Source organism: Paenibacillus sp. J22R232, from assembly GCF_056269165.1.
On the sequence record NZ_JBWDNK010000001.1, the window covers coordinates 250301 to 273535 of the forward strand.

The 23235-nt window shown below is 48.2% G+C and carries 23 protein-coding genes and 1 other annotated feature; of the genes, 19 read left to right on the forward strand and 4 right to left on the reverse strand.

From position 1 onward, the window contains the following. Window positions 1–212 precede the first annotated feature (212 nt). Together ftsA and ftsZ are read left to right on the forward strand one after the other, a co-directional pair. A complete protein-coding gene (gene ftsA / locus AC0YN3_RS01105) occupies window positions 213–1454 on the forward strand; it encodes a cell division protein FtsA (protein ID WP_183563621.1) in 1242 nt (413 codons plus the stop codon). A 218-nt stretch (window positions 1455–1672) separates the two neighbouring features. Continuing rightward, window positions 1673–2788 carry a cell division protein FtsZ gene (ftsZ, locus tag AC0YN3_RS01110; protein WP_441946634.1) on the forward strand — a complete coding sequence of 372 codons (1116 nt, stop codon included), beginning with the start codon at window positions 1673–1675 and terminating at the stop codon, window positions 2786–2788. Between the two features lie 1841 nt (window positions 2789–4629). On the opposite strand, the gene AC0YN3_RS01115 is transcribed toward ftsZ, so the two are convergent. Next, the gene (locus tag AC0YN3_RS01115) at window positions 4630–5310 is read right to left on the reverse strand and encodes a DNA-binding response regulator (RefSeq protein WP_475773324.1); all 681 of its coding nucleotides are present in this window, start codon (window positions 5308–5310) and stop codon (window positions 4630–4632) included. 361 nt (window positions 5311–5671) lie between these two features. On the opposite strand from AC0YN3_RS01115, the gene spoIIGA reads away from it, so the two are divergent. The 3 genes from spoIIGA (at window position 5672) to sigG (ending at window position 8236) form a co-directional block, all read left to right on the forward strand. Continuing rightward, the gene (spoIIGA, locus tag AC0YN3_RS01120) at window positions 5672–6589 is read left to right on the forward strand and encodes a sigma-E processing peptidase SpoIIGA (protein ID WP_475773325.1); all 918 of its coding nucleotides are present in this window, start codon (window positions 5672–5674) and stop codon (window positions 6587–6589) included. A 38-nt stretch (window positions 6590–6627) separates the two neighbouring features. Continuing rightward, entirely contained in the window at window positions 6628–7350 is a 723-nt protein-coding gene (sigE, locus tag AC0YN3_RS01125) for an RNA polymerase sporulation sigma factor SigE (RefSeq protein WP_054027973.1), read from the forward strand. Window positions 7351–7453: 103 nt separating this feature from the next. Then, window positions 7454–8236 (forward strand): RNA polymerase sporulation sigma factor SigG, encoded by a 783-nt coding sequence (sigG, locus tag AC0YN3_RS01130; protein ID WP_183563614.1) that lies wholly within the window; start codon window positions 7454–7456, stop codon window positions 8234–8236. 45 nt (window positions 8237–8281) lie between these two features. Here sigG and AC0YN3_RS01135 read toward each other — a convergent pair whose 3' ends face one another. Both AC0YN3_RS01135 and AC0YN3_RS01140 read right to left on the reverse strand, forming a co-directional pair. Beyond that, the gene (locus tag AC0YN3_RS01135) at window positions 8282–8710 is read right to left on the reverse strand and encodes a DUF3995 domain-containing protein (protein ID WP_475773326.1); all 429 of its coding nucleotides are present in this window, start codon (window positions 8708–8710) and stop codon (window positions 8282–8284) included. Between the two features lie 16 nt (window positions 8711–8726). Further along, window positions 8727–9293 (reverse strand): TetR/AcrR family transcriptional regulator, encoded by a 567-nt coding sequence (locus AC0YN3_RS01140; RefSeq protein ID WP_475773327.1) that lies wholly within the window; start codon window positions 9291–9293, stop codon window positions 8727–8729. Window positions 9294–9503: 210 nt separating this feature from the next. Between AC0YN3_RS01140 and AC0YN3_RS01145 the strand changes: the two genes are divergently transcribed. The 9 genes from AC0YN3_RS01145 to AC0YN3_RS01185 all read left to right on the forward strand — a co-directional run bounded on the left by AC0YN3_RS01145 (window position 9504) and on the right by AC0YN3_RS01185 (window position 17668). Continuing rightward, window positions 9504–9785 carry a YlmC/YmxH family sporulation protein gene (locus AC0YN3_RS01145; RefSeq protein ID WP_475773328.1) on the forward strand — a complete coding sequence of 94 codons (282 nt, stop codon included), beginning with the start codon at window positions 9504–9506 and terminating at the stop codon, window positions 9783–9785. A gap of 59 nt (window positions 9786–9844) precedes the next feature. Continuing rightward, window positions 9845–10696 (forward strand): peptidoglycan editing factor PgeF, encoded by an 852-nt coding sequence (pgeF, locus tag AC0YN3_RS01150; RefSeq protein WP_475773329.1) that lies wholly within the window; start codon window positions 9845–9847, stop codon window positions 10694–10696. Between the two features lie 3 nt (window positions 10697–10699). Further along, a complete protein-coding gene (locus AC0YN3_RS01155; protein WP_475773330.1) occupies window positions 10700–11419 on the forward strand; it encodes a YggS family pyridoxal phosphate-dependent enzyme in 720 nt (239 codons plus the stop codon). Window positions 11420–11422: 3 nt separating this feature from the next. Further along, window positions 11423–11872: a cell division protein SepF gene (locus tag AC0YN3_RS01160; protein ID WP_183563596.1), complete on the forward strand. Its 450-nt coding sequence runs from the start codon at window positions 11423–11425 to the stop codon at window positions 11870–11872. A gap of 7 nt (window positions 11873–11879) precedes the next feature. Beyond that, window positions 11880–12152: a YggT family protein gene (locus AC0YN3_RS01165; RefSeq protein WP_475773331.1), complete on the forward strand. Its 273-nt coding sequence runs from the start codon at window positions 11880–11882 to the stop codon at window positions 12150–12152. 128 nt (window positions 12153–12280) lie between these two features. Beyond that, entirely contained in the window at window positions 12281–13063 is a 783-nt protein-coding gene (locus tag AC0YN3_RS01170; RefSeq protein ID WP_475773332.1) for a YlmH family RNA-binding protein, read from the forward strand. 97 nt (window positions 13064–13160) lie between these two features. Further along, the gene (locus AC0YN3_RS01175) at window positions 13161–13658 is read left to right on the forward strand and encodes a DivIVA domain-containing protein (RefSeq protein WP_183563590.1); all 498 of its coding nucleotides are present in this window, start codon (window positions 13161–13163) and stop codon (window positions 13656–13658) included. Window positions 13659–13738: 80 nt separating this feature from the next. Beyond that, window positions 13739–14041, forward strand: a binding site (T-box leader). A 46-nt stretch (window positions 14042–14087) separates the two neighbouring features. After that, window positions 14088–17186: an isoleucine--tRNA ligase gene (ileS, locus tag AC0YN3_RS01180; protein WP_475773333.1), complete on the forward strand. Its 3099-nt coding sequence runs from the start codon at window positions 14088–14090 to the stop codon at window positions 17184–17186. Between the two features lie 143 nt (window positions 17187–17329). Then, on the forward strand, window positions 17330–17668 hold the full coding sequence (locus tag AC0YN3_RS01185) for a DUF5665 domain-containing protein (RefSeq protein WP_475773334.1): 339 nt from the start codon (window positions 17330–17332) through the stop codon (window positions 17666–17668). A gap of 3 nt (window positions 17669–17671) precedes the next feature. Here AC0YN3_RS01185 and AC0YN3_RS01190 read toward each other — a convergent pair whose 3' ends face one another. After that, window positions 17672–18400 carry a TraR/DksA C4-type zinc finger protein gene (locus tag AC0YN3_RS01190; protein WP_475773335.1) on the reverse strand — a complete coding sequence of 243 codons (729 nt, stop codon included), beginning with the start codon at window positions 18398–18400 and terminating at the stop codon, window positions 17672–17674. 227 nt (window positions 18401–18627) lie between these two features. On the opposite strand from AC0YN3_RS01190, the gene lspA reads away from it, so the two are divergent. The 5 genes from lspA to AC0YN3_RS01215 all read left to right on the forward strand — a co-directional run bounded on the left by lspA (window position 18628) and on the right by AC0YN3_RS01215 (window position 23230). Next, window positions 18628–19149, forward strand: coding sequence for a signal peptidase II (lspA, locus tag AC0YN3_RS01195; protein ID WP_475774255.1), 522 nt, complete (start codon window positions 18628–18630; stop codon window positions 19147–19149). Then, window positions 19130–20068 (forward strand): RluA family pseudouridine synthase, encoded by a 939-nt coding sequence (locus AC0YN3_RS01200; protein WP_475773336.1) that lies wholly within the window; start codon window positions 19130–19132, stop codon window positions 20066–20068. Before lspA ends, AC0YN3_RS01200 begins: the two co-directional genes overlap by 20 nt. A gap of 119 nt (window positions 20069–20187) precedes the next feature. Beyond that, window positions 20188–21423, forward strand: coding sequence for an LL-diaminopimelate aminotransferase (locus tag AC0YN3_RS01205; RefSeq protein WP_441946621.1), 1236 nt, complete (start codon window positions 20188–20190; stop codon window positions 21421–21423). Window positions 21424–21758: 335 nt separating this feature from the next. Next, a complete protein-coding gene (gene pyrR / locus AC0YN3_RS01210) occupies window positions 21759–22334 on the forward strand; it encodes a bifunctional pyr operon transcriptional regulator/uracil phosphoribosyltransferase PyrR (RefSeq protein ID WP_475774256.1) in 576 nt (191 codons plus the stop codon). Beyond that, on the forward strand, window positions 22331–23230 hold the full coding sequence (locus AC0YN3_RS01215; protein WP_475773337.1) for an aspartate carbamoyltransferase catalytic subunit: 900 nt from the start codon (window positions 22331–22333) through the stop codon (window positions 23228–23230). The genes pyrR and AC0YN3_RS01215 overlap by 4 nt, the downstream gene beginning before the upstream one ends. Window positions 23231–23235 lie beyond the last annotated feature (5 nt).

Sequence of the window (23235 nt, forward strand, 5' to 3'; positions counted from 1 at the left end):
GAATGGTAGAATTTTATTTATCGCATTTATACTCGATGGGGCTGGATAACATTAGGAAATATAGGGTTCCGCAAGGGGCGGAGCTCGACACAAAGCGAAAAACAACGAAAAATTTGTTGAAAAAAGAGGGAAAATATTAAAGGCGTTGAATATGTAGAAAGACCTTAACATGTGTGATAATAAATATTTATTTGAAACGGAGGTGCCGCAAGATGAGCAGCAACGACATCATCGTCAGTTTGGACATCGGTACATCCAAAGTTCGTGCTATTATTGGTGAAGTGAATAATGGAGCCATTAATATTATTGGAGTTGGATCAGCCGACTCAGAGGGTATTCGCAAAGGAGCAATAGTAGATATTGACCAAACTGTGCAATCGATCCGCAACGCAGTAGAGCATGCGGAACGCATGGTAGGCATTCAAATATCAGACGTATACGTTGGCATACAGGGCAATCATATTGCGCTTCAAACCAATCGTGGCGTCGTTGCAGTATCCAACGAGGATCGTGAGATTGGCGAGGAAGATATTGAACGTGTTTTGCAGGCAGCAAAAGTAGTTGCGCTTCCACCGGAGCGAGAAATCATTAATTTGGTTCCAAAGCAATATTTGGTTGACGGTTTGGAAGGTATTTCTGATCCGCGCGGTATGATTGGCGTACGGCTGGAGGTTGAAGCGACAATCGTGACGGGAACGAAGACTGCTATACACAACCTAATGCGTTGTGTAGAGAAAGCGGGACTTCGTATTTCTGGCGTGATTTTATTATCGCTAGCTTCTGGCGTCGTATCGCTAACGAAAGACGAGAAATCGATGGGAACCGTGCTTACGGACATCGGAGCTGGCTCCTGTACGATCGCCATATACGATCAAGGTGGGCTCGCTGCAACATCTACGCTTCCTATTGGCGGCGAATATGTTACGAATGATGTAGCGTATGGTTTGCGCACGCAAAGCGATCAAGCTGAGAAAATCAAACTGAAATACGGCTGCGCAAATGTGTTGGACGCAGCTGAAGATGTGAAATTCAAAGTGGTGCGAATGGGCAGCAACGTGGAGAAGGAATTTTCACAAGTTGACCTTGCCAGCATTATTGAGCCACGCATGCAAGAAATCTTTCATCTCATTAGACAAGAGGTTCGAAGACTTGGCTATGGGGATAAGGTTAACGGCTATGTGCTGACCGGCGGCTCCGTATCGATGCCAGGAACGCTTGCTTTGGCCCAGACAGAGCTAGAGTCTTCCGTAAGAATCGCACTCCCGGATTACATTGGAGTAAGAGACCCGGCATTCAGCAGCGGCGTTGGAATGATTCAATATGTGTCGAAATATATGGGAGCTCGTGGAACTGGAGCAGTGAAGAAAACGGCAAGCCGCAAAGCAAGTCCAGCACCTTCTACTAAACCCGGTATGTTCGAGCGGATTAAGAGTATGTTTAATGAATTTATTTGAAAATATAAGATAATATAAGTTTGTCTTTTAAAATATAGGGAAGCATATGGTTTCGCCATCCTTTCTCTATATTTCTAGGATTGAAACGCGCCGCGCCGCCAGAGGATTGCGACAGCCGTTTCGCCTTGTACGATGCTTATATTTTACCGCGAAACGTTGCTGTACCGTATCACTTGGATGCTATCAGCAGTTTACGCTTGACTGGGGGAAAATGAAAGATGTTGGAATTCGACTTTGAGCTTGAGTCGCTGGCTCAAATAAAAGTAATCGGTGTAGGCGGGGGCGGCAGTAATGCTGTTAACCGTATGATAGAAAATGGTGTTAAAGGTGTAGAGTTCATAACGGTGAACACGGATGCTCAAGCACTTCATTTGGCGAAATCGGAGCACAAGCTGCAAATCGGCGATAAGCTGACACGCGGTTTGGGTGCCGGTGCGAATCCAGATGTCGGCAGCAAGGCTGCCGAGGAATCCCGTGAAATCATTATGAACCAGCTGAAAGGCTCGGACATGGTTTTTGTTACCGCAGGTATGGGCGGAGGAACAGGCACTGGCGCTGCGCCGGTAATCGCTGAGATCGCGCGTGAATGCGGTGCTTTGACAGTAGGCGTTGTTACAAGACCGTTCACATTCGAAGGACGTAAGCGTTCGGGACAAGCTGAGCTCGGTATAGAAGCGCTTAAGGAAAAAGTAGATACGCTAATTGTCATTCCTAATGACCGACTGCTTGAGATTGTTGACAAGAAGACTCCAATGCTTGAAGCATTCCGCGAAGCGGATAATGTACTTCGTCAAGCGGTTCAAGGCATTTCAGACCTAATTGCGGTACCTGGCCTTATCAACCTCGACTTTGCAGACGTCAAAACAATCATGACAGAGCGCGGATCTGCACTTATGGGTATCGGTATCGCTACTGGCGAGAACCGTGCTGCGGAAGCGGCAAGAAAAGCGATTATGAGCCCATTGCTGGAAACATCGATTGACGGCGCACGCGGTGTCATTATGAACATAACAGGTGGCAGCAATCTATCCTTGTATGAAGTTAATGAAGCGGCAGAAATCGTAATTTCAGCATCGGATCCTGACGTGAATATGATTTTCGGTGCAATTATTGATGAAGATCTGAAGGACGAAATTAAAGTGACCGTGATTGCAACGGGCTTTGAGCATAAGTCAGCAGCAGCTCGCCGTGTACCTCAGCAACAACCGGAAGCGGTTGATACGAGACAAACGGGAAGCACAAGCGGCGTTAAGCCTTTCGGTGCTAACAACACGTCAAGCGACCAGCTGGAAATTCCAGCGTTCCTGCGTAATCGCCCTCGTAGCGATCGCTAAAGTTATCTTTTTCACCGTCTCGCCTTTAATGGCGAGGCGGTTTTTTGTGTTTAGCTGTGGATGAGTGGTTAGATCAGCTGTGGCGAGCGGAGATATAGAGCCTAGGTGCTTACAGCTGCTAAAGTAACAAGCCTAAACGCCTGTAAGATATAGGTTCTTACAGAGTCGTCGCGTCCGCACTCGAGTCACAGTGCACGCTCGCCACTGAAAAGAAGCTGTAAGCACGCATAGGTGCTTGCAGCTGCCAAAGTAACCAGCCTGAACACTTGTAAGAACCTATAGATATTTTTAGAGTCGCCGCGACTGCACGCGAGTCACTGTGCACGCTCACGACTCAATAGTATCTGTAAGCACGCATAGGTGCTTACAGCAGCGAAAGTAACCAACCTGAACACGCTCGCTCACTCGCCAATGAAAAGCAACAGTAAGCACGTACAGATGCTTACAGCCGCCCAAGTAACCAACCTGAACACCTGTAAGGACTATAGGTTCTTACAGAGTCGCCGTGTTTGCTCGCGAGTCACTGTGCACGCTCACCACTGAAAAGCCGCTGTAAGCACGCATGGGTGCTTACAGCCGCCCAAGTAACCAACCAGAACGCTTGTAAGAACCTCCTGGTTCTTACAAGCCACCCACGCTCGCTCACTCGCTAATGAAAAGCAACTGTAAGCACGCACAGGTGCTTACAGCCGCCAAAGTAACCAACCTGAACGCCTGTAAGAGCCTCCTGGTTTTTACAAGCCACCCACGCTCGCTCACTCGCCAATGAAAAGCAACTGTAAGGACGTACAGTTGCTTACAGCCGCCCAAGTAACCAACCTGAACACCTGTAAGAGCCTCCTAGTTTTTACAAGCCACCCACGCTCGCTCACTCGCCAATGAAAAGCAACTGTAAGGACGTACAGGTGCTTACAGCCGCCCAAGTAACCAACCTGAACACCTGTAAGGACCTCCTGGTTCTTACAAGCCACCCACCCACGCTCACTCGTCAATGAAAAGCAACTGTAAGGACGTACAGGTGCTTACAGCCGCCAAAGTAACCAACCTGAACACCTGTAAGGACCTATAGGTTCTTACAGAGTCGCCGTGTTCTCTCGCAAGTTAAAGCGCACGCTCGCCATTGAAAAGTATCTGTAAGCACGCATGGGTGCTTAAAACCGCTCAAGTAACCAACTTGAAGACTTGTAAGAACCTCCTGGTTCTTACAAGCCCCGCGCCCGCTCACTCGCTAATGAAAAGCATCTGTAAGCACGCATGCGTGCTTACAGACGCCAAAGTAATCAGTCTGAACGCACGTAAGAACCCATAGGTTCTTACAGAGTTGCAACCGATCGCTTGCGAGTCGTTGCACTCGCGCTCCTCTGAGAAGCAGTTGTAAGCGCATAGGTGCTTACAACCTCTAAAGTAACCAGCCTGAACGCCTATAAGAACCTGTAGGTTCTTATAGAGTCGCCGCGCCTACTCGCGAGTCAGTGTGCACGCTCGCCATTGAAAAGCATCTGTAAAGCACACATATGTGCTTACAGCCGCCAAAGTAACCAGCCTGAACGCCTGTAAGAACCTATAGGTTCTTACAGAATGGCCGCGCCTGCTCGCGAGTCAGTGTGCACGCTCGCCACTGAAAAGCAGCTGTATGCAAACATAGGTACTTACATCCCCCAAAAGTAACCAGCATGAACGCCTGAAAGAACCTCCAGTTTCTTACAGAGCCGCTACGCTCCCTCGCGAGTCGCTGCACTCGCGCGACACTGAGAAAGCAGCAGTAAGCGCACAAAGGTGTTATAGAGCTTCAGAGGGCATACGAATGGTAAGCCGGGCACACGAACAGTGGTAAATCGTTATTACAACTGCTGAATTATCGTTTCTTGATGTTCCAAGTTTATTTTGTAACAACGAATTCGTTGCCTACCTTTGCCCGCTGGAAGCAGCATTTGTTTCGAGACCATGTTGTGGAGAAGCTTCTGCGCTTCGCGTTTTTTGATTTTGAAGAGCTGGATCACATCTGATGGCCGAATATGAAGCTGGGATTGGATCGCGTATCTCATGATTTCCAGCTGCAAAAATCGTTCGGCGCTAGTTTCCTGTTTACGGCCAATTAAGCTTTTACCCATAAATTGCTGAAGAAGCTGCTGACACAAGCGCGGCTTCTCTTTGATGTCATCATAGGAAAAGCGCAGCAGTTTCCAGCCATCAAGCATGAGGTGGTTTTGGCGCATTAGTGAGTCGGAGAATTGCCAGCGCGTAGTATCAGCTGCATGAGAACGATATCCATCGATTTCGATAGCCAACCGCAGTCCGTTTTTTACATAAGCAAAGTCTAGAAAACGAATGCCGTCACGAAAGTCTGCGATTTCGTACTCAGGTGCCAAACCGTCCAGCTCAAAAAAAGCCGGGAACCACACTGCCTCAAGAAAAAGCCTCTCGGCATGTCCATGTCCTTGCAATAATCTTCGTTTGCTTTCACCTTGGCGTTCTGTCAGATGCATATCGAGCCAACGCTCATGAATGGCATGAAACGACATTCTTTTGACCCCCTCAGAATAAAAAAACACCGCATGCTGCGGGAGTATTTCATCCCAGAGCAAGCGGTGTTCTTCACGGCTTAATATATGGAGAATCATAATATATCTTTCATCAAGGAGCAAGTGGTAGATGGGAATTCCTTCACCAACATTGTAAACATCAGCTGGAAAGTAGATGCATACCTCGTCCCCGTCATTATCTGACTAGGCGGTTTTTATACTCCTACTCGACAAAAAAAGATATGTCATGCTGTCATGAATAGACAGACTTTGAAATAGGATTTTAATATACTAGTGTCAATCGTTCTCCCGGGTGCCGGCTGCAGGCCCGTTTATCGCCAGTTGCAGGAAGGTGACCGAAGTGGCTGTATATGTGGATGTTATGTTTTTGCGAGAGCTGCTCGTGGATGGTGCAATTCTATTAACTTCCGCATGGGCCCGTCATCTGAAACCATCAACTTGGCGGGTGTTATCAGCTTCTGCTGTCGGAGCTTGTTATGTTGTTTTAATGCTTTTTCCGCAATTGTCTTTTTTGTTTACGCTCGCAGTAAAGGTCGGGATTTCGCTGCTTATGGTGTGGATTGCGTTCGGTTTTGCATCCATTCAGCATTATTTGAGAAATGTCGCGGCTTTTTATGCAGTAAATTTTGTCGCTGCTGGAGCTGTCCTTGGTCTGTATTATTTGTTCATGCAAGGATCCGGCGAAGTATGGAGAACGATTACGTTCGTAAATGGCAGCATGCGTGTCGAGCTCAAGATGGGACTGTTTTATTTGGTTGCTGCGTTCTGTATCGGACTGTATATATACCGTACCGTCTTGACGCAAAAAAGAGAACGGGAGTTGGTGCAGACTCATTTAGCTGAGGTTAAAGTGACTATCGGTGAACGGATACATGTATGTATTGGTCTAATTGATACTGGCAACCAGCTTTATGATCCACTTACGAGGACGCCAGTCATGGTAATGGAAGCATCCCTATGGCAAGATGATTTGCCCGAATCGTGGTTGAATAGCATACGAGATGCACAAGTAGATCGTCTTGTAGCGGGAATGGATGAACAAGCCTTTGTGTGGCAAGATCGGCTCCGCCTAGTCCCATTCAGAGGTGTCAACCGAGGTTCGCAGTTCATGCTAGCGATAAAGCCGGATGCGGTCGAAATCACTAGGGAAGGACAAGTTTTTGAAACGCGGAAGGTGCTGATCGGGCTGGACGGCGGAAAGCTGACGGCTGATGGGGCATACCGAGCCATAATCCATCCGTCTATGGTACAACAGTAAAGAACGTATGCTCATACAAACGAGGAGGGATGGGCCAGATGCTCGTCAAGTACAAATTGATCCTTCAGTTATATTATTATCGTGTGATGTTTTTATTCGGATTAAAAAGCGAAGAGATTTATTATATCGGCGGAAGCGAAGCGCTCCCGCCACCCCTTACACGCGAAGAGGAAGAATATTTGCTGGAAAAGCTGCCTACTGGCGATACGGCTATTCGTGCCATGCTGATCGAACGGAATTTAAGATTAGTCGTTTATATCGCCCGTAAGTTTGAAAATACCGGCATTCATATTGAAGATCTCGTATCAATCGGCGCAATTGGACTTATCAAGGCGGTAAACACGTTTGATCCGGAAAAAAAGATTAAGCTTGCTACCTACGCCTCGCGCTGTATTGAAAATGAAATATTGATGTATTTGCGCCGCAACAGCAAAACACGGACAGAGGTTTCTTTTGATGAACCGCTCAACATTGATTGGGATGGAAATGAGCTGCTGCTGTCCGATGTGCTGGGCACGGAGAATGATACGATTTACCGGAATATCGAAGAGCAGGTTGATCGCAAGCTGCTTCACAAAGCGCTCGATAAGCTGTCTGAACGTGAACGGATTATTATGGAGCTTCGCTTCGGGCTTGCAGATGGAGAAGAAAAAACGCAGAAGGACGTTGCCGATCTTCTCGGCATCTCCCAATCGTACATTTCCCGCTTGGAGAAGCGGATTATAAAAAGACTGCGCAAGGAATTTAACAAAATGGTGTAAAGCCGCACCCTGCTTGCGGATGTCGAATGATGTCGCAATAGGAATAAAAAGACCTTCTGAGGAGATAATGTACAGTAATGTTTCTCCTTGGGAGGTAATCACGTTGACCCGAAATAAAGTCGAGATCTGTGGAGTGGATACTTCGAAACTGCCCGTCCTAAATAATGTCGAAATGAGAGAATTGTTTACGGCGTTGCAAACCCGCAATGAGTGGGCAGCAAGAGAGAAATTAGTAAACGGCAACCTGCGGCTAGTTCTTAGCGTGATCCAGAGGTTTAACAATAGGGGAGAATTTGTAGACGACTTGTTCCAGGTCGGCTGCATTGGACTTATGAAGGCGATAGATAATTTCGATCTTGGCCAAAATGTCAAATTTTCCACCTATGCCGTGCCGATGATCATCGGTGAAATACGCCGTTACTTGCGAGATAACAATCCGATTCGCGTATCGCGGAGCCTGAGAGACATTGCCTACAAGGCGCTTCAGGTTCGGGATAGCTTGACGAACAAGAACTCGCGCGAGCCTACGATTTTTGAAATTTCGGAGGCATTGAATGTCCCGAAGGAAGATGTCGTGTTTGCACTGGATGCGATTCAGGATCCTGTCTCGCTGTTTGAGCCGATTTATCATGATGGGGGAGACCCGATCTATGTAATGGATCAAATTAGCGATGAACGCAATAAGGATGTTTCTTGGATCGAGGAAATTGCCCTTCGCGAAGCGATGCATAAGCTGAACGACCGGGAAAAAATGATTTTATCGATGCGCTTTTTTGAAGGAAAGACGCAAATGGAAGTTGCCGATGAGATCGGCATCTCGCAGGCGCAGGTGTCACGGCTCGAAAAGTCCGCTATTCAACAAATGCAAAAGCATGTCAAAACATAAAAAAACGGTGCCGCGAGGCACCGTTTTTTTGCGTAACAAGGACCATTAGGAAATGACCATCATCCAAAAGGTAATTCCAGATAGAAGCAAACATAGCGGGGCGTAAACAAAGGTGTCCATCCGCGCAAAAGGCGTATTCTTGATGCTTTTAAAAAATCCAAGCTTTTTAAACTCGCCTATGGAACGAATCAAAAAAACAGCGGCAAGCGACCATACGGCAAAAGCGGGCAGCCACGCTGGACCGATCGACGGAATGATCTCTACGTATATGAGCAGCAGGATGGATGCAGCCCAAAACAGGATCATAACCGCAGCTATTTCAATGGGGCCAGGCTTGAAAAAGGGCTGATTGTTTTCGCTTTTCGTAGGTACTGCGATAGACAATCCGCCGCGCCCGCCTAACAGCCAATACAAATGGATGCATCCAACAATAAATAGCACGCCGCTTACAATGCCCGCTAGTAATACTTGCATGCATATTCCTCCGTTTCTATAAAGGAAATGTCTCCAGAAAGGGCATCAAAAGAGAAATTTGTTTTTCTGCTTCTTCTTCGGGAAGAGGCTTGTGCTTATGGCGCTCATGCCAGCCTAAATAGTAGCTGTATAATAGCTCCGACTTGTTTGCAGAGTCTTCATGGCTTTGTCCGAATTCCATTAGCAAGCTAGTCATATAGTCCAGCCTTTGTTTCTCAATTGTCTGAAGAATCTCGGCATATCCGGATTCCGAAGCGCCAAGATTGCGAAGATGGTAAATAAAATCTTGGCCTTCGACGGTGCTGAACATAACCCTCAGCAAATGGTAGAGCTTATCGCGGGGTGATGCTGATTCCTGTGCTTGCAAATGCGTAATAATGGAGGCGGTTGCGAGCTCTTGCCAAAACGCGATGATGCGATTAATAAATACAGCACGGGTTTTAAAGTACCAGTAAAAGCTTGTTTTGCTGCTGCCAAGCTGCTTGGCAAGCTTTTCAACAACTAAAGCTTCAAGACCACCTTCAGCAAAGAGCTTTAAGCCGAGCTTGATCCAATCTAGTTCTGTTGCAATGATTTTGGGCATACATCCTCCTTTCCGGGAAGTTAATTGTACGATATCGTACAATTAGTATAGCATGAAAACACTGGAAATAAAAGTATTGTACGAAAGCGTACATAAAATCTCGCGGACTCCACTGTTTTTTTGAGGAGAAGGACATTTTGGGCGAATTGCTCATATAGTTATAGGAGAGGTAAACGGACGATCATCCTACATGAAAAGCGGTGAACGGAAATGAAAATATCTGATTTTCAGACCAAGGATGTCATTAATATCGTAGATGGGAAAAAACTAGGACAAATTAGTGATTTGGAGCTCGATTTGCGTCAGGGGCGCATTGATTCAATCGTCGTGCCACAGTTTACTAAGTTTTTGGGGATGTTTGGCGGCGGAGGCACGGAGGTCGTAATCCCATGGCGCAACATTGTGAAAATCGGAGCGGATGTCGTGCTCGTTCGGATGGATGATACGAAGCAGCTGCGCGCGGAGGAAGAGGATTTGCACGCTCGCACGTAACACGATAAACTGGCTATAGCTGGTTTGCGAGGCAAGCCTATAATAGAGGTGAGGACGTTATGGAAGCATTTGAACATATCCAACCGGCGAAGGGACCTTCGCTTTTTTTATTGTCCGAATGGCAAAACCGTTATACGGGAATGACTGCTGGGTTTACCGGCCGGGATGGCGGAATAAGCGGCGGACAATGGTCTTCTTTAAATATAGGTTTGCATGTGGGCGATTCGCAGCACGACGTTATTGCGAACCGCAAACGGTTGACGGACGCGATTGGCTGGAGCTTTGAAGCGTGGACCTGCGCCGAGCAAGTACATGGCAATCGCGTGTCGCGGGTTACGCTCGCGGAGCGGGGGCGCGGAAGAGATTCGATGGATGACGCAATTAAGGATTGCGACGCAATCATAACGGACGTGCCTGGCGTACTGCTCGCATCATTCTATGCCGATTGCGTGCCGCTTTATTTCTATGATCCGGAGCATCATGCGGTTGCGCTGGCGCATGCAGGTTGGAAAGGGACCGTTCAGCAAATAGCCGGGGAAACCGTACAAGCGATGTCGGATGCCTTCGGAACGAAACCAGAGCATTTAAAAGCAGCAATTGGACCTTCCATCGGCAGCTGCTGCTATGAGGTCGATGGTCCCGTGATTCAACAAGTACAGCAGCTAATGGAGCAGTTAGGCACCGGAGGAGAACCGAGCCAAATGATGCTGCATCTCTCAGCAGATGGGAAGGCGAACTTGGACTTGAAAGAAATAAACCGACAGATTATGATAAAAGCAGGAATTTTGCCGATCCATATCGAATTAACAGAGTGGTGCACCGGATGCAGGCGGGATTTGTTTTTCTCCCACCGCAAAGAGGGTGGCTTGACCGGTCGAATGGCCAGTTGGATCGGCATTCAGGAGAGGTGAAGCATGTCGTTAACGTTTGAAGATAGAGTGAAGCTGGTTGAAGAACGAATTAGCAAGGCTTGCGAGCGTTCGGGACGCAGCAGGGAAGACGTGCAGGTTATTGCGGTCACCAAATATGTGTCTTTGGACACAACAAAAACCGCGCTTTCGCATGGGTTTCGTCATTTAGGTGAGAACAGATGGCAGGACGCACAGGAGAAATGGGAAGCGATAAGCGGGGAAACAGCCAATGGAATAGACGAACAGCCGATCTGGCATTTTATCGGTTCGCTGCAATCGAATAAGGTGAAGGACGTCATCGGGAAATTTACATACATGCATTCATTGGACAGGCTGTCGCTTGCAGAAGCGATTGATAAACGAGCTTCGCAGCTTGGTATTGTCGTTCCCTGCTTCATTCAAGTTAATGTTTCTGGCGAAGGCACGAAGCAGGGGCTAGCCCCTAACGAGTTAGAAGGATTTGTGGGGCAGCTTGCTTCGTTCAAGTCGATCACGCCTATTGGCCTTATGACAATGGCTCCTTATGAAGCTGAGCCAGAGCAGACGAGGCCTGTATTCAAAGCATTGCGCGAGCTGCGCGATGTCATCCAGAGCAGTTCTGCGCACGGGAAAACGATCACGCACTTATCAATGGGCATGTCGAATGATTTCGACGTTGCGATTGAAGAAGGAGCGACATGGATTCGTCTGGGCACGATACTGGTAGGGAAAGAGGAGGAATAAGATATGAGCGTAATGAACCGTTTTATGAGCTTTCTCGGCTTGCAGGATGAGGAAGAAGTCGTAGAGAGAGAACGCATTGTTCAGCCAGAGGAACAAGAAGCTGAAACTTCTCCCTTCGAGGCACGTAAAAACACAAAGAGCAATAATGTCGTCAGCATCCACTCGCAGAAAAATGTCCGTGTGGTGCTTAGCGAGCCCCGTTCTTATGACGAAGCGCAAGAAATTGCCGATCATCTTCGTTCGCGCCGTGCTGTCATCGTGAATCTGCAAAGAGTCCGCAGCGATCTTGCTGTACGGATTGTTGATTTCCTAAGCGGTACAGTGTACGCTTTAAGCGGAAGCATCTCTAAGCTAGGCCCCAACATTTTTCTTTGCACGCCGGATTCAGTGGAAATTCAAGGTGCTATAACGGAAATGCTGGCGGAGGAGAACGACTACAACAAAATGAGGTGACCTTGAGTTGTTTAATAGTGTGGGAGATGTAATAGGTACTCTTCAAAGTATCTACAGCTTTATGATTATCGGTTATGTGCTGCTTTCATGGCTGCCGAATGCGCGAGAAAGCTTTATTGGTGTTTATCTAGGTAAATTAGTTGAGCCCTATCTGGGAATCTTCAGAAGATTCATCCCTCCAATTGGCGGCATGCTAGATCTATCGCCGATTATTGCGCTCTTCGCATTGCGTTTCGTTGCGATGGGCTTGGTTGCGGTCATTGAATTTTTGATTCCGTAATCGGATTTTGTGAAATATAGGAAAGTATGTCCTTAGGCTATACATGTTCTATATTTATCGGAATGAAACGCGTCGCGCCGGCAAAGAATGCGATAGCCGTTTCACCTTACTTAAAGGAATGATTTGGCATGAAACAAGGAATATACGATCATTTCCATCCCGATGAGAAACCTTTCGTAGATCGGGCGGAGGAATGGATAGAGCGGTCCGCACAGCAGCATGAGCTGAAGCGGACCGATTTTTTAGACCCTAGACAAGCTCAAATTCTTACTATTCTGGCTAATCGCAACCCGGATGTCAGCGTACGGATGGACGGCGGATACGAGCAAGCAGAGCGCAAGCGCGCAATTATTGGACCAGATTATCGCAATCTGGACGATGAGCGCATCGGCATTTCTGTTCTCGAGGTTAATGGGCCTGGCCAGGCACAACTCGATTTGGATCACGGTGATTTTTTGGGTGCCTTACTCGGACTCGGCATTAAACGCGATCGAATCGGCGATATCCATGTGCATGAGCAATTTTGCCATATTGTCGTTATGGATGAAATAGCCGATTATTTAAACATACATTTGAGACAGGTTCATCGCATTAGCGTTCTAACCGACGTGCTACCTTTATCAGATCTGCAGACGGTCGTTCCGAAGCTGGATGAAATGAGCTTATCGGTCGCTTCGATGAGACTGGATGGCATTGCAAGCGATGTCTATCGCATCAGCCGTTCCAAAATCGTCGATCCAATCCGAGCTGGAAGATGCCGCGTGAATTGGAAGTCGGAGGAAGATCCCTCAGAGCAGCTACGGGCTGGAGATGTCGTGTCATTTAAAGGACTCGGTCGATTTAAGGTGTTAGAGGTCGACGGCGTGACAAAAAAGGGCAGAATTCGAGTCAGGATTGGTAAATTTATTTAATCCAATGCAGGATTCTAACTTTGGTTGTCGAATTTGTTCTCATTCAAATTGTATTACTCGGTTGCTAGAGTCATAAATATCTTGAGGAGGTGCGCCAATGCCGTTATCGCCATTGGACATACATAACAAAGAGTTTGGCCGGAGACTGCGGGGCTATGATGAGGATGAAGTTAACGAATTTCTTGATCAGGTCATCAAAGACTACGAATCATTGATTCGTGAAAATAAAGAGATGCAAAACCAAGTGCTGGGTTTGCAAGAGAGATTGAATCACTTCACCAACATTGAAGAAACGCTTAGCAAAACCATCATTGTCGCGCAGGAAGCGGCTGATGAGGTAAGAAGCAACGCGAAGAAGGAAGCGCAGCTGATTATTAAGGAATCAGAGAAGAATGCAGATCGCATTATCAATGATTCCTTGGCGAAATCCCGCAAGGTTTCGCTAGAGGTAGAAGAGCTTAAGAAGCAAGCCTCCGTATACCGCGCGCGTTTCCGCACGCTTGTTGAGGCACAGCTGGAGCTGCTCACCGTAGATGGCTGGGATACGCTTGAGCCGCAATCTAGGCAATCGGAGCATGAGCTTACTCGCGGCTAGTGAAATGTACAATTGGGCGAAATCCCATTTGACATTTGACCGGCTGTTACGCTATAACTAATAGTAATAAATCGATGATCTAAACTTCGTTGATAAGAACAAGTACGTTTTAGCTTTACTCCCCAGAGAGCCGGCAGCAGCTGAAAGCCCGGCGTGTAAGCTATAGCGGAATATCCTCTTTGAGAAGCAGCGCCGAACCTGCGAATGCGGCAGTAAGTGCTGACGGCTGTCCCCCGTTACAGGGAACGCGAACAGAATATGTTCGTGACTAAGGTGCCGCATGAAGGCAGCAGCTCTTTGCTGATTTCTTCATATGCCTGCTTATCGTATGATAATGCTTGCGCGGAACAAGGGTGGTAACGCGACTAAGCCTCGTCCCTTCTCATAGGGATGAGGCTTTATTTTTGTTTATAACAGGAGGCTGGAGAGATGCAACGCGTTGATGTCAAAGAACGTGCCCGTACTCGCGAGATGCGAGTGCTGGAGCAATGGAAAACGAATGAAACCTTTAAAAAATCGATCTCAAACCGGGAAGGCAAGCCTAATTTTGTGTTTTATGAGGGACCGCCTACCGCTAACGGGGCACCGCATATCGGTCATGTGCTTGGCCGGGTAATTAAAGACTTTATTTGCCGGTACAAAACGATGGCCGGTTACCGCGTTATCCGCAAAGCTGGTTGGGACACGCACGGACTGCCAGTCGAGCTTGGCGTTGAGAAGCAGCTTGGCATTTCGGGCAAGCAAGAGATCGAAGAATACGGCGTGGAAAAATTCGTCAAGAAATGCAAAGCTAGCGTATTCGAGTACGAGAAGCAGTGGCGTGAGCTTACAGAGGCAATCGCTTATTGGACGGACTTAGATAATCCGTACATTACGTTGAAAAACGAGTACATCGAAAGCGTATGGCATATTTTATCAACGATTCACGGAAAAGGCCTGTTGTACCGCGGGCATCGGGTTAGCCCTTATTGTCCGGACTGTCAGACGACGCTTAGCTCGCATGAGGTCGCGCAGGGCTACGAGGACGTGAAGGATCTAAGCGCAACGGCAAAGTTCAAGCTAACCGGAACAGGCGAATATATCCTTGCTTGGACGACAACGCCATGGACGCTTCCTGCAAACGTTGCTCTTGCGGTAAACCCCGAGCTTGATTACGTACGTGCTTCCAAAAACGGCGAGGTATATATCGTAGCTCAGAATTTGGCTGAAAGCGTGCTGAAGGACGGATACGAAGTATTATCAGCTGTCAAAGGCGCGGAGCTTGTTGGTCTTAGCTACGAGCCGCCATTTCATTACGTGGCAATCGAAAAGGGCCATATCGTAATCCCAGGCGATTTCGTCAGTGATACGAGCGGTACGGGTATCGTTCATATCGCGCCGGCACACGGCGAGGACGATTACCGCGTATCTCGCGACAATGGCATCAGCATGCTAAGCGTAGTAGACTTGGCGGGCCGTTACGTTGCTGAAGTAACCGACTTTGCCGGACGTTTCGTGAAAGATGCGGAACTGGATATTGATATTGTCAAAAACTTGAGCGAACGCGGTCTCCTCTACTCCAAAGAACGTTACGAGCATAGCTATCCGTTCTGCTGGCGCTGCAAATCTCCGTTGATTTATTACGCGATGGAGAGCTGGTTCATCAAGACGACAGCGGTTAAAGACCAATTGATCGCAAACAACAACAGCGTGGATTGGTACCCGGGTCATATTCGCGAGGGCCGCTTTGGCAAGTTCCTAGAGGATTTGGTCGATTGGAATATCAGCCGTAACCGTTACTGGGGTACGCCTTTGAACGTGTGGGTATGCGAAGCGACGGGCAAGGAGTATTCGCCGAGCAGCATAGCTGATCTTAGGGCGATGGCTATCGGCGATGTGCCTGAGGACATTGAGCTTCATAAACCGTACGTTGACGGAATTAAATTGAAATCGCCATTCGCGGAAGGCGCGGAAATGGTCCGAACGCCTGAAGTGATCGACGTATGGTTCGACAGCGGTTCAATGCCTTTCGCTCAGCACCATCATCCGTTTGAGAATGAAGAGTCATTCGGCGAGCAGTATCCGGCAGACATCATTTGTGAAGGCATTGACCAAACACGGGGCTGGTTCTACAGCTTATTGGCGGTATCTACGCTTTACAATGGCAAGGCGCCATATAAAGCCGTCATTTCTACGGGTCATATTTTGGACGAGAATGGTCAAAAAATGTCCAAGTCGAAAGGCAATGTCATCGATCCTTGGGAGATCATCAACGAATACGGAACGGACGCGTTCCGCTGGGCTTTGCTAGCTGACAGCGCGCCATGGAACAGCAAGCGTTTCTCCAGAGGCATTGTTGGCGAGGCGAAATCAAAGGTTATTGATACGATCGTGAATACGCACGCTTTTTATGCTTTGTATGCGTCGATTGACGGCTTCGACTACACGCAGCATGAGGAGACGAAGTCAGACAATAAGCTTGACCGCTGGATCATCTCACGCTTGAACAGCTTGATCAGCACCGTGAATAAAGGACTCGAAGTGAATGATTTCCTTAATCCGGCCAAATCGATTGAAGTATTCGTAGATGAGCTGAGCAACTGGTATATCAGACGTTCCCGTGACCGTTTCTGGGGAAGCGGATTATCGGCTGACAAATTGGCAGCTTACCAAACGCTTCGCAGCGTGCTGATCACCCTTTCCCGCGTTATCGCTCCTTATGCGCCATTGTTGGCGGAGGAAGTGTACGGAAATCTTGGCGGAGAAGGCAGCGTGCATTTGGCCGACTATCCGAAAGCGGATGAAGCCGCTATTGACGAGACGCTTGAGCGTGACATGGAAAGCGCGAAGCAGGTTGTAGAGCTAGCGCGCAACGTGCGTAACGAAACGGGAATTAAGACGCGCCAACCGCTTTCTGAGCTTATCGTGTCGCTAGACCGCGATTTCAACGTGGCTGACTATGAGGATATTATAAAAGATGAAATTAACGTTAAAGCGATAACGGTTCAGCATTCGGACAGCGGCTTCGTCGATTTCACCTTGAAGCTGAATCTGAAGGTTGCCGGCAAAAAATACGGCAAAAACGTTGGTCCAATTCAAGCACAGCTTAAAAGCTTGCAGGCCGATCAAACGCGCGGTATCGTAAATGGCGGTGCGTTTGAATTTACGACTACTGAAGGAGAGCGGTTCTCGATCTCAGCCGATGAGCTTCTCGTGGAGAAACAAGCCAAATCCGGGTTTGCATCGGCTTCGGCTGGCGGCGTAACCGTTGCTCTGAACACGGATATCACGCCTGAGCTGGAGCAAGAAGGCTGGGTGCGCGAAGTGATTCGTGCCGTGCAGGATACGCGCAAGAAGCTAGATTTGCCGATTGAGAAACGGATTGACCTCGTGCTTGATGTAGACGCCGTGCTTAAAGAGGCGCTGGATGCATTCGGACAGTTGCTTCAAGAAAACGTGCTCGTTCAATCGGTAGCCTTCGAATCGCTGCCTGAAATGGAAAGAGTTGCGCTTGGCGAGAAAGAAATAGGGATTTTCATCCGGGGTTAAGGATATAGTATAGAGGATAATCACACGCAAAAAAACGAGGCCGTCGCCTACCGGCTGCTGCAGCAAGCGACCCTGAAGTCGCTTGCTTGCAATGGCTGGAAGGCCCGACCTCGTTTTATTGTTGGTCAAAGGGGATGCCTCGTATGAAAATAATCAACCCGGAACAACCGAAGCAAGGCAATGAAGAAAATATTTCGTTAACCAGTCTAGACAAACGGCTGCAGAAAATTGCGGCTGACTTAGAGCATACGCAAATAGCCGAATACGTTAATTTGTTGAACAGACCGAGAACCATGATCTGGAAAAACTTGCTCGCCGGTACTGCCAGAGGAGTCGGCATCGCAATCGGCTTTACCTTTTTTGCCGCGACGATTCTTTATGTGCTGCGTATTCTTGGCGCATTAAATCTGCCGATCATAGGCGATTATATCGCGGATATCGTGCGCATCGTCCAAATCCAGCTGGAAGGCAAGACGTACTAATCGTCATCTGTCATCGGCTTCATCCGTTTCGAGGCCATGATCACCTTCACCTGTATCCAAATAGTGCAAGTATTCTCGATTGCGGATGACGGAGACATGGCGGCCCGTTATGTCTGTCGCTAGAAAGCTCTCGAGCGGTTCGACATAGCCATCGTTCTCATAAGCGTCGATGCCTACATGATTATAATCGGCGACATCTCGATTCTCGGACATGGCGGGAGAATCCGCATTGCCCCATTGTTCAACAATTTGCCAAGCATCTTCACCATCGAAGCCGTTGTAAGAATCATCCGCATCCATGCTGGTACGTCCAAAAGGAGGATCAAGCATGATTTCTTCAACCGGCCTGCGAAGGGAAAGATGCTGCCTTGGCGCATGTTCGATGCAATGAAGCGTATCGGGCACAGCATCGAGCCGCTCTAGCGGTATGGGTTCATTGCAGGTTGCGCAAATCCCATAGGTGCCGCTGGCAATGGCTTGCAGGGCTGCGTCAATGCGCTGGAGATGAAGCTCCTCTTGTTCAAGCAAGGCTACATCCTTCTCGCGCTCATACAGCTCGGTAGCTGTATCGCCGGGATGGTTGTCGATGGAAGTAAGCTCGCCGGTATCATCCCGAAGCGATTCGGAAAGACCGTAGTGGTCATTGCCTTCCAGGCGCTGTTCGATTTCACTCTGCTCGTCCAGCAATCTGCTTTGCAGCAGTTTAATGTGTGCATTTGTTGGCATTGTCATATGGAGCACCCTCCTTAGCAGGGAACATAATTGCTGTATTAGCTTTTGCCGAAACAAGCATTTTCAGTATGGGCTTCAATGGAAGATCTAGCTGCGGTACTGGCTCTCGTTTGGTTCGGTATGCTACAATTGGCTGGTAATAAATAATAACGCACGCGATTTGCTTATCCAAACATGAGTCGTCATTCGTTAAAAACGTTGCTTTACAAAAAAATAGGAGTGATATGATGCGTTTTTATTATTACTGGGTAGCGGTATTAGTGTTTATCCTTGATTTTGCAACAAAAAGATTAATTGAAACAAAGCTTGAAATCATGGAGCAAATTAGCGTTATCGGTAATTTTTTTCTCATTACATCCCATCGGAACCGTGGTGCGGCATTCGGTATTTTGCAAGAGCAGCGTATCTTCTTCATTATCATCACAATCGTCATTGTCAGCGGCCTTATTTGGTATATTCAGGCGATGAGGAAGACTGCAAAACCTTGGCTCTTAATCGGACTGGGGCTCGTACTCGGCGGAGCGATTGGTAATTTTCTTGACCGACTGCGGTTTGGTGAAGTTACCGATTTCCTGCAGTTCAATTTCGGCAGCTATTCGTTTCCAATCTTCAACGTGGCGGATTCGGGTATCGTCTGCGGTGTAGCACTAATACTAATTGACACCTTGTTATCTGCAAAAGATGAGAAGGACCGTTCGCAAAATGGAGAGGACAAGGATCAAAACAATCATGAGCAGCAACCTGTATAACGAGGAACCGTTGGAATGGATCGCAGAGGCGGAGCAATCCGGCGAACGCGTAGATAAGTTCGTAACAGAGAGTATAGATGACCAAGCCGTATCACGGACGCAGGTGCAGGAGTGGATCAAAGCAGGCGCCGTTCAAATCGACGGGAAAGTAGCCAAAGCGAATTTTAAAATGATCGAAGGCAATCATGTCGTGCTTCATATACCAGCACCTGAAGAGGCGGCAATTGTACCTGAAAATATTCCTCTTGAGGTTATTTACGAAGACTCCGATTTGATAGTCATTAACAAGAAGCGCGGTATGGTCGTGCATCCAGCGCCAGGGCATTCATCAGGCACGCTTGTTAATGCGCTCATGTACCACTGCAAAGATTTATCCGGCATTAACGGCATGATCCGTCCGGGAATCGTGCATCGTATTGATAAGGACACAACGGGCCTGCTTATGGCAGCCAAAAATGATCTAGCCCATATCTCACTTGCCGAGCAATTGAAGGATCATACCGTTACAAGAAAATATATCGCGCTAGTCCATGGGAACCTGCCGCATGATCAAGGTACGATCGATGCGCCGATCGGACGTGATTTGAATGACCGGAAGCTGTTTACGGTAACGGAGCGGAATAGCCGTAACGCCGTAACCCATTTCCATGTTTTGGAGCGACTTGGCGATTATACGGTTGTCGAGCTTCAGCTTGAGACGGGACGCACGCATCAGATCCGAGTACACATGAAGTATATCGGTCACCCGCTGGCGGGAGACCCGGTATATGGCCGGAATAAAACGGTAGCCTTAAAAGGACAAGCGCTGCATGCGACGCTGCTGGGCTTTACGCATCCGCGAAGCGGGGAACGGTTGGAATTTGAAATGCCGTTGCCTGCCGACTTTGAATTTGTGCTTAGCAACCTGCGTTCGAGATAATTCGAAACGTGCAAAAGTGCAAACTTTTCACCACTTTATTCATTATTTAGAGCGGAGAAGTACGTTATTCTAATGAATATGTACAGATGCAAATGAAAAATAAGGATAGGTGACAAGAAATGACATCCATTAATCAAAATTACTTGGAGCTGCAAGGCAGCTATTTGTTTTCTGAAATTGCTAAAAGACGTACGAAATTTATTCAGGACAACCCGAATGCCGAAATTATCAGCTTAGGTATCGGTGACGTAACGCGCGGCTTGCCTGACGCGGTACTTAATGCCATGCACAGCGCGGTAGACGAGCTTGCCGCTCCGGGCTCTTTCCGTGGATACGGTCCTGAGCAAGGCTACGACTTCCTTATTAACGCAATTATTGAAAATGACTACAAAGCCCGCGGCATCGAGATTGCTACGAATGAAGTATTCGTCAGCGATGGTTCGAAATGCGATGTCGGCAATATTCAAGAGATTTTCAGCGAAAACAGCATTGTAGCCGTTCAAGATCCCGTTTATCCGGTATACGTGGATACGAACGTAATGGCTGGCCGTTCAGGCAAATACAATCAAGAAACGAAACGCTACGAGAACATCGCTTATCTGGAATGCACGGCGGAGAACGATTTCAAGCCAAGTTTGCCAGACCGTAAGGTGGATATCATCTACCTTTGCTACCCGAACAATCCGACAGGCATGACGCTTACGAAGGAAGAGCTTAAAGTATGGGTTGATTACGCGAAAGCGAACAACTGTATCATTCTTTATGATTCCGCTTATGAAGCGTTTATTCAAGAAGAAGATGTTCCTCACAGCATTTATGAAATCGAAGGCGCGCGCGAGGTTGCCATTGAATTCCGCAGCTTCTCCAAAACAGCCGGCTTCACAGGCGTTCGCTGTGCATACACGGTCGTTCCGCGCGAGCTTAAAGGCTTGGATGCTTCAGGCAACGAGGTGCTGATCAACGATTTGTGGAATCGCCGCCACACTACGAAGTTCAATGGCGTTTCCTACGTGACCCAGCGCGGTGCCGCTGCAATCTACTCGCCAGAAGGCAAAGAACAAATCAAGTCCTTGGTTGACTACTATATGACGAATGCAGCCATCATCCGCGACGGCCTTGCTTCATTGGGCTTGGAAGTATTCGGCGGTGTCAATGCGCCTTACATCTGGCTCAAAACGCCAAATGGCATGGATTCCTGGTCATTCTTCGACAAGCTGCTAACAGAAGCGAATATCGTAGGCACGCCAGGCGTAGGTTTTGGCCAAAGCGGCCAAGGCTACTTCCGTCTTACTGCGTTCGGCAGCCGCGAGAATACGGAAAAAGCAGTTGAAAGAATCCGTAAGCTTAGCCTTTAGTATCCAGCGCTATCTCTGCATAGCTCATCGGGATTCGTCCACACTATGTACAAGCGGAAATCTTCGTTTTCACTTGACATTTTTCGACTGACGTGGGATAATTCCTATGATAAACAGCAGTACCTTTAACTCAGTCCCGAGAGGCTGGCAAGGTAGCGTGAATAACAAGTCAATTGAAGAGAAGATTAGGACAGCCTAGGCTGCTGCTTTCTGTGACGGAAGCAGTGAAGGCTCTTGCCCTAACTCTTCATGACTTCTCACAAGCTCCTTGCGATTTCTGCAAGGAGCTTTTTGTCGCAACCTGGCATTTGGACGAATGGAGGGAGTCAGCGGAAATGACGGAAGAAGAGCATTTGGTAATTATGGACGAAACAGCGATTCGACGTGCATTAACGCGAATTGCTCACGAAATTGTGGAGAAGAACAAAGGCATCGACAATTGCGTGATCGTGGGTATTCGTACGCGGGGCATCTACCTGGCACGCCGGATCGCCGATCGTATCGGGGAAATAGAAGGAAAGCCGGTGCTTGTAAGCGAGCTTGATATTACGCAGTATCGCGATGACCGGAAAGCGGTTATCGGCGCGGATGTCGAGATCGCAGCGGCAATCGGCGACACAGACGGCGTTCCCTTCAACGTCCAGGACAAACGAATCATATTGTTCGATGATGTCTTGTACACGGGCAGGACGATTAGGGCCGCAATGGACGCGCTTATGGACTGCGGCCGACCGCAAAGCATCCAACTAGCGGTGCTTGTAGACCGGGGCCACAGAGAGCTGCCGATCCGGCCGGATTTCGTCGGCAAGAATGTCCCGACGTCCAAGCAGGAGCAGATCGAAGTTGCTCTTTCGGAAATCGATCACATTGATCAAGTAACCATTATCAACCAGAGGGGGCAAGCCGGATGACTTTGACGCAGCTTAAACAACGGAGTTTGCTCGGATTAAAAGAGCTTAGCCAAGAAGAAATCGAATCGATTCTTGATCGTGCCGCATATTGGGAACATCATGAAACGAAAGTTCATCATACGCTGCAAGGGAAGTTCGCAGCGAATATGTTTTTTGAGAACAGCACGCGAACGCGCTTTTCTTTCGAGGTTGCGGAGAAGCGGCTCGGCACGGAGGTTCTAAATTTCTCTGCGGCAGTATCCAGCGTTCAGAAGGGCGAATCGATCTATGATACAGTTCGTACGCTTGAATCGATGGGAATCGACGTCGGCATCATTCGCTTGAAGCCAATCGGCGTGCTGGCCGAGCTGGCAACCAAAATCAAAGTCCCGCTGATTAATGCCGGTGACGGCAATAACGAGCACCCGACACAAGCGCTGCTCGATATGTATACGATGCGCAAGCATTTTGGACAACTAAAGGGTTTGACGGTAACGATTGTCGGTGACGTGCTGCACAGCCGGGTCGCGCGGTCGAACTTGTGGGCGCTGCAAAAATTCGGAGTCAAAGTAAATTTTTGCTCACCGCCTAATATGCAAGCATCCGAGCTCGACGTTTCGTACGTGAGCATGGATGAAGCCTTGAAATCGGACGTCGTCATGATGCTTCGTGTTCAGCTCGAGCGCCATGAGAGCGGCATGCTAAGCTCGGCCGAAAGCTATCGCGAGCATTACGGCTTGACGGTGGAGCGAGCAAGCAAGCTTGCCAATCATGCCATTATCATGCATCCTGCTCCCATTAACCGAAACGTCGAGATAGACGACGAGCTGGTTGAGCACCCGCAATCAAGAATTTTTCCTCAAATGGAAAATGGAGTGCCGATTCGCATGGCTGTCGTGGAGCGGGCACTTAGCTAAATACA

Bases quoted from the DNA above. Each gene is read 5' to 3' on its own strand.
- AC0YN3_RS01215 (WP_475773337.1), top strand. From the start codon at position 22,331: ATGACTTTGACGCAGCTTAAACAACGGAGTTTGCTCGGATTAAAAGAG.
- pyrR (WP_475774256.1), top strand. From the start codon at position 21,759: ATGACGGAAGAAGAGCATTTGGTAATTATGGACGAAACAGCGATTCGA.
- AC0YN3_RS01155 (WP_475773330.1), top strand. From the start codon at position 10,700: ATGTCGTTAACGTTTGAAGATAGAGTGAAGCTGGTTGAAGAACGAATT.
- AC0YN3_RS01185 (WP_475773334.1), top strand. From the start codon at position 17,330: ATGAAAATAATCAACCCGGAACAACCGAAGCAAGGCAATGAAGAAAAT.
- AC0YN3_RS01205 (WP_441946621.1), top strand. From the start codon at position 20,188: ATGACATCCATTAATCAAAATTACTTGGAGCTGCAAGGCAGCTATTTG.
- AC0YN3_RS01170 (WP_475773332.1), top strand. From the start codon at position 12,281: ATGAAACAAGGAATATACGATCATTTCCATCCCGATGAGAAACCTTTC.
- AC0YN3_RS01190 (WP_475773335.1), bottom strand. From the start codon at position 18,400: ATGACAATGCCAACAAATGCACACATTAAACTGCTGCAAAGCAGATTG.
- AC0YN3_RS01115 (WP_475773324.1), bottom strand. From the start codon at position 5,310: ATGTCGTTTCATGCCATTCATGAGCGTTGGCTCGATATGCATCTGACA.
- ftsZ (WP_441946634.1), top strand. From the start codon at position 1,673: ATGTTGGAATTCGACTTTGAGCTTGAGTCGCTGGCTCAAATAAAAGTA.
- lspA (WP_475774255.1), top strand. From the start codon at position 18,628: ATGCGTTTTTATTATTACTGGGTAGCGGTATTAGTGTTTATCCTTGAT.
- AC0YN3_RS01140 (WP_475773327.1), bottom strand. From the start codon at position 9,293: ATGCCCAAAATCATTGCAACAGAACTAGATTGGATCAAGCTCGGCTTA.
- pgeF (WP_475773329.1), top strand. From the start codon at position 9,845: ATGGAAGCATTTGAACATATCCAACCGGCGAAGGGACCTTCGCTTTTT.
- AC0YN3_RS01200 (WP_475773336.1), top strand. From the start codon at position 19,130: ATGAGCAGCAACCTGTATAACGAGGAACCGTTGGAATGGATCGCAGAG.
- sigE (WP_054027973.1), top strand. From the start codon at position 6,628: ATGCTCGTCAAGTACAAATTGATCCTTCAGTTATATTATTATCGTGTG.
- AC0YN3_RS01135 (WP_475773326.1), bottom strand. From the start codon at position 8,710: ATGCAAGTATTACTAGCGGGCATTGTAAGCGGCGTGCTATTTATTGTT.
- AC0YN3_RS01175 (WP_183563590.1), top strand. From the start codon at position 13,161: ATGCCGTTATCGCCATTGGACATACATAACAAAGAGTTTGGCCGGAGA.
- ftsA (WP_183563621.1), top strand. From the start codon at position 213: ATGAGCAGCAACGACATCATCGTCAGTTTGGACATCGGTACATCCAAA.
- AC0YN3_RS01160 (WP_183563596.1), top strand. From the start codon at position 11,423: ATGAGCGTAATGAACCGTTTTATGAGCTTTCTCGGCTTGCAGGATGAG.
- ileS (WP_475773333.1), top strand. From the start codon at position 14,088: ATGCAACGCGTTGATGTCAAAGAACGTGCCCGTACTCGCGAGATGCGA.
- AC0YN3_RS01145 (WP_475773328.1), top strand. From the start codon at position 9,504: ATGAAAATATCTGATTTTCAGACCAAGGATGTCATTAATATCGTAGAT.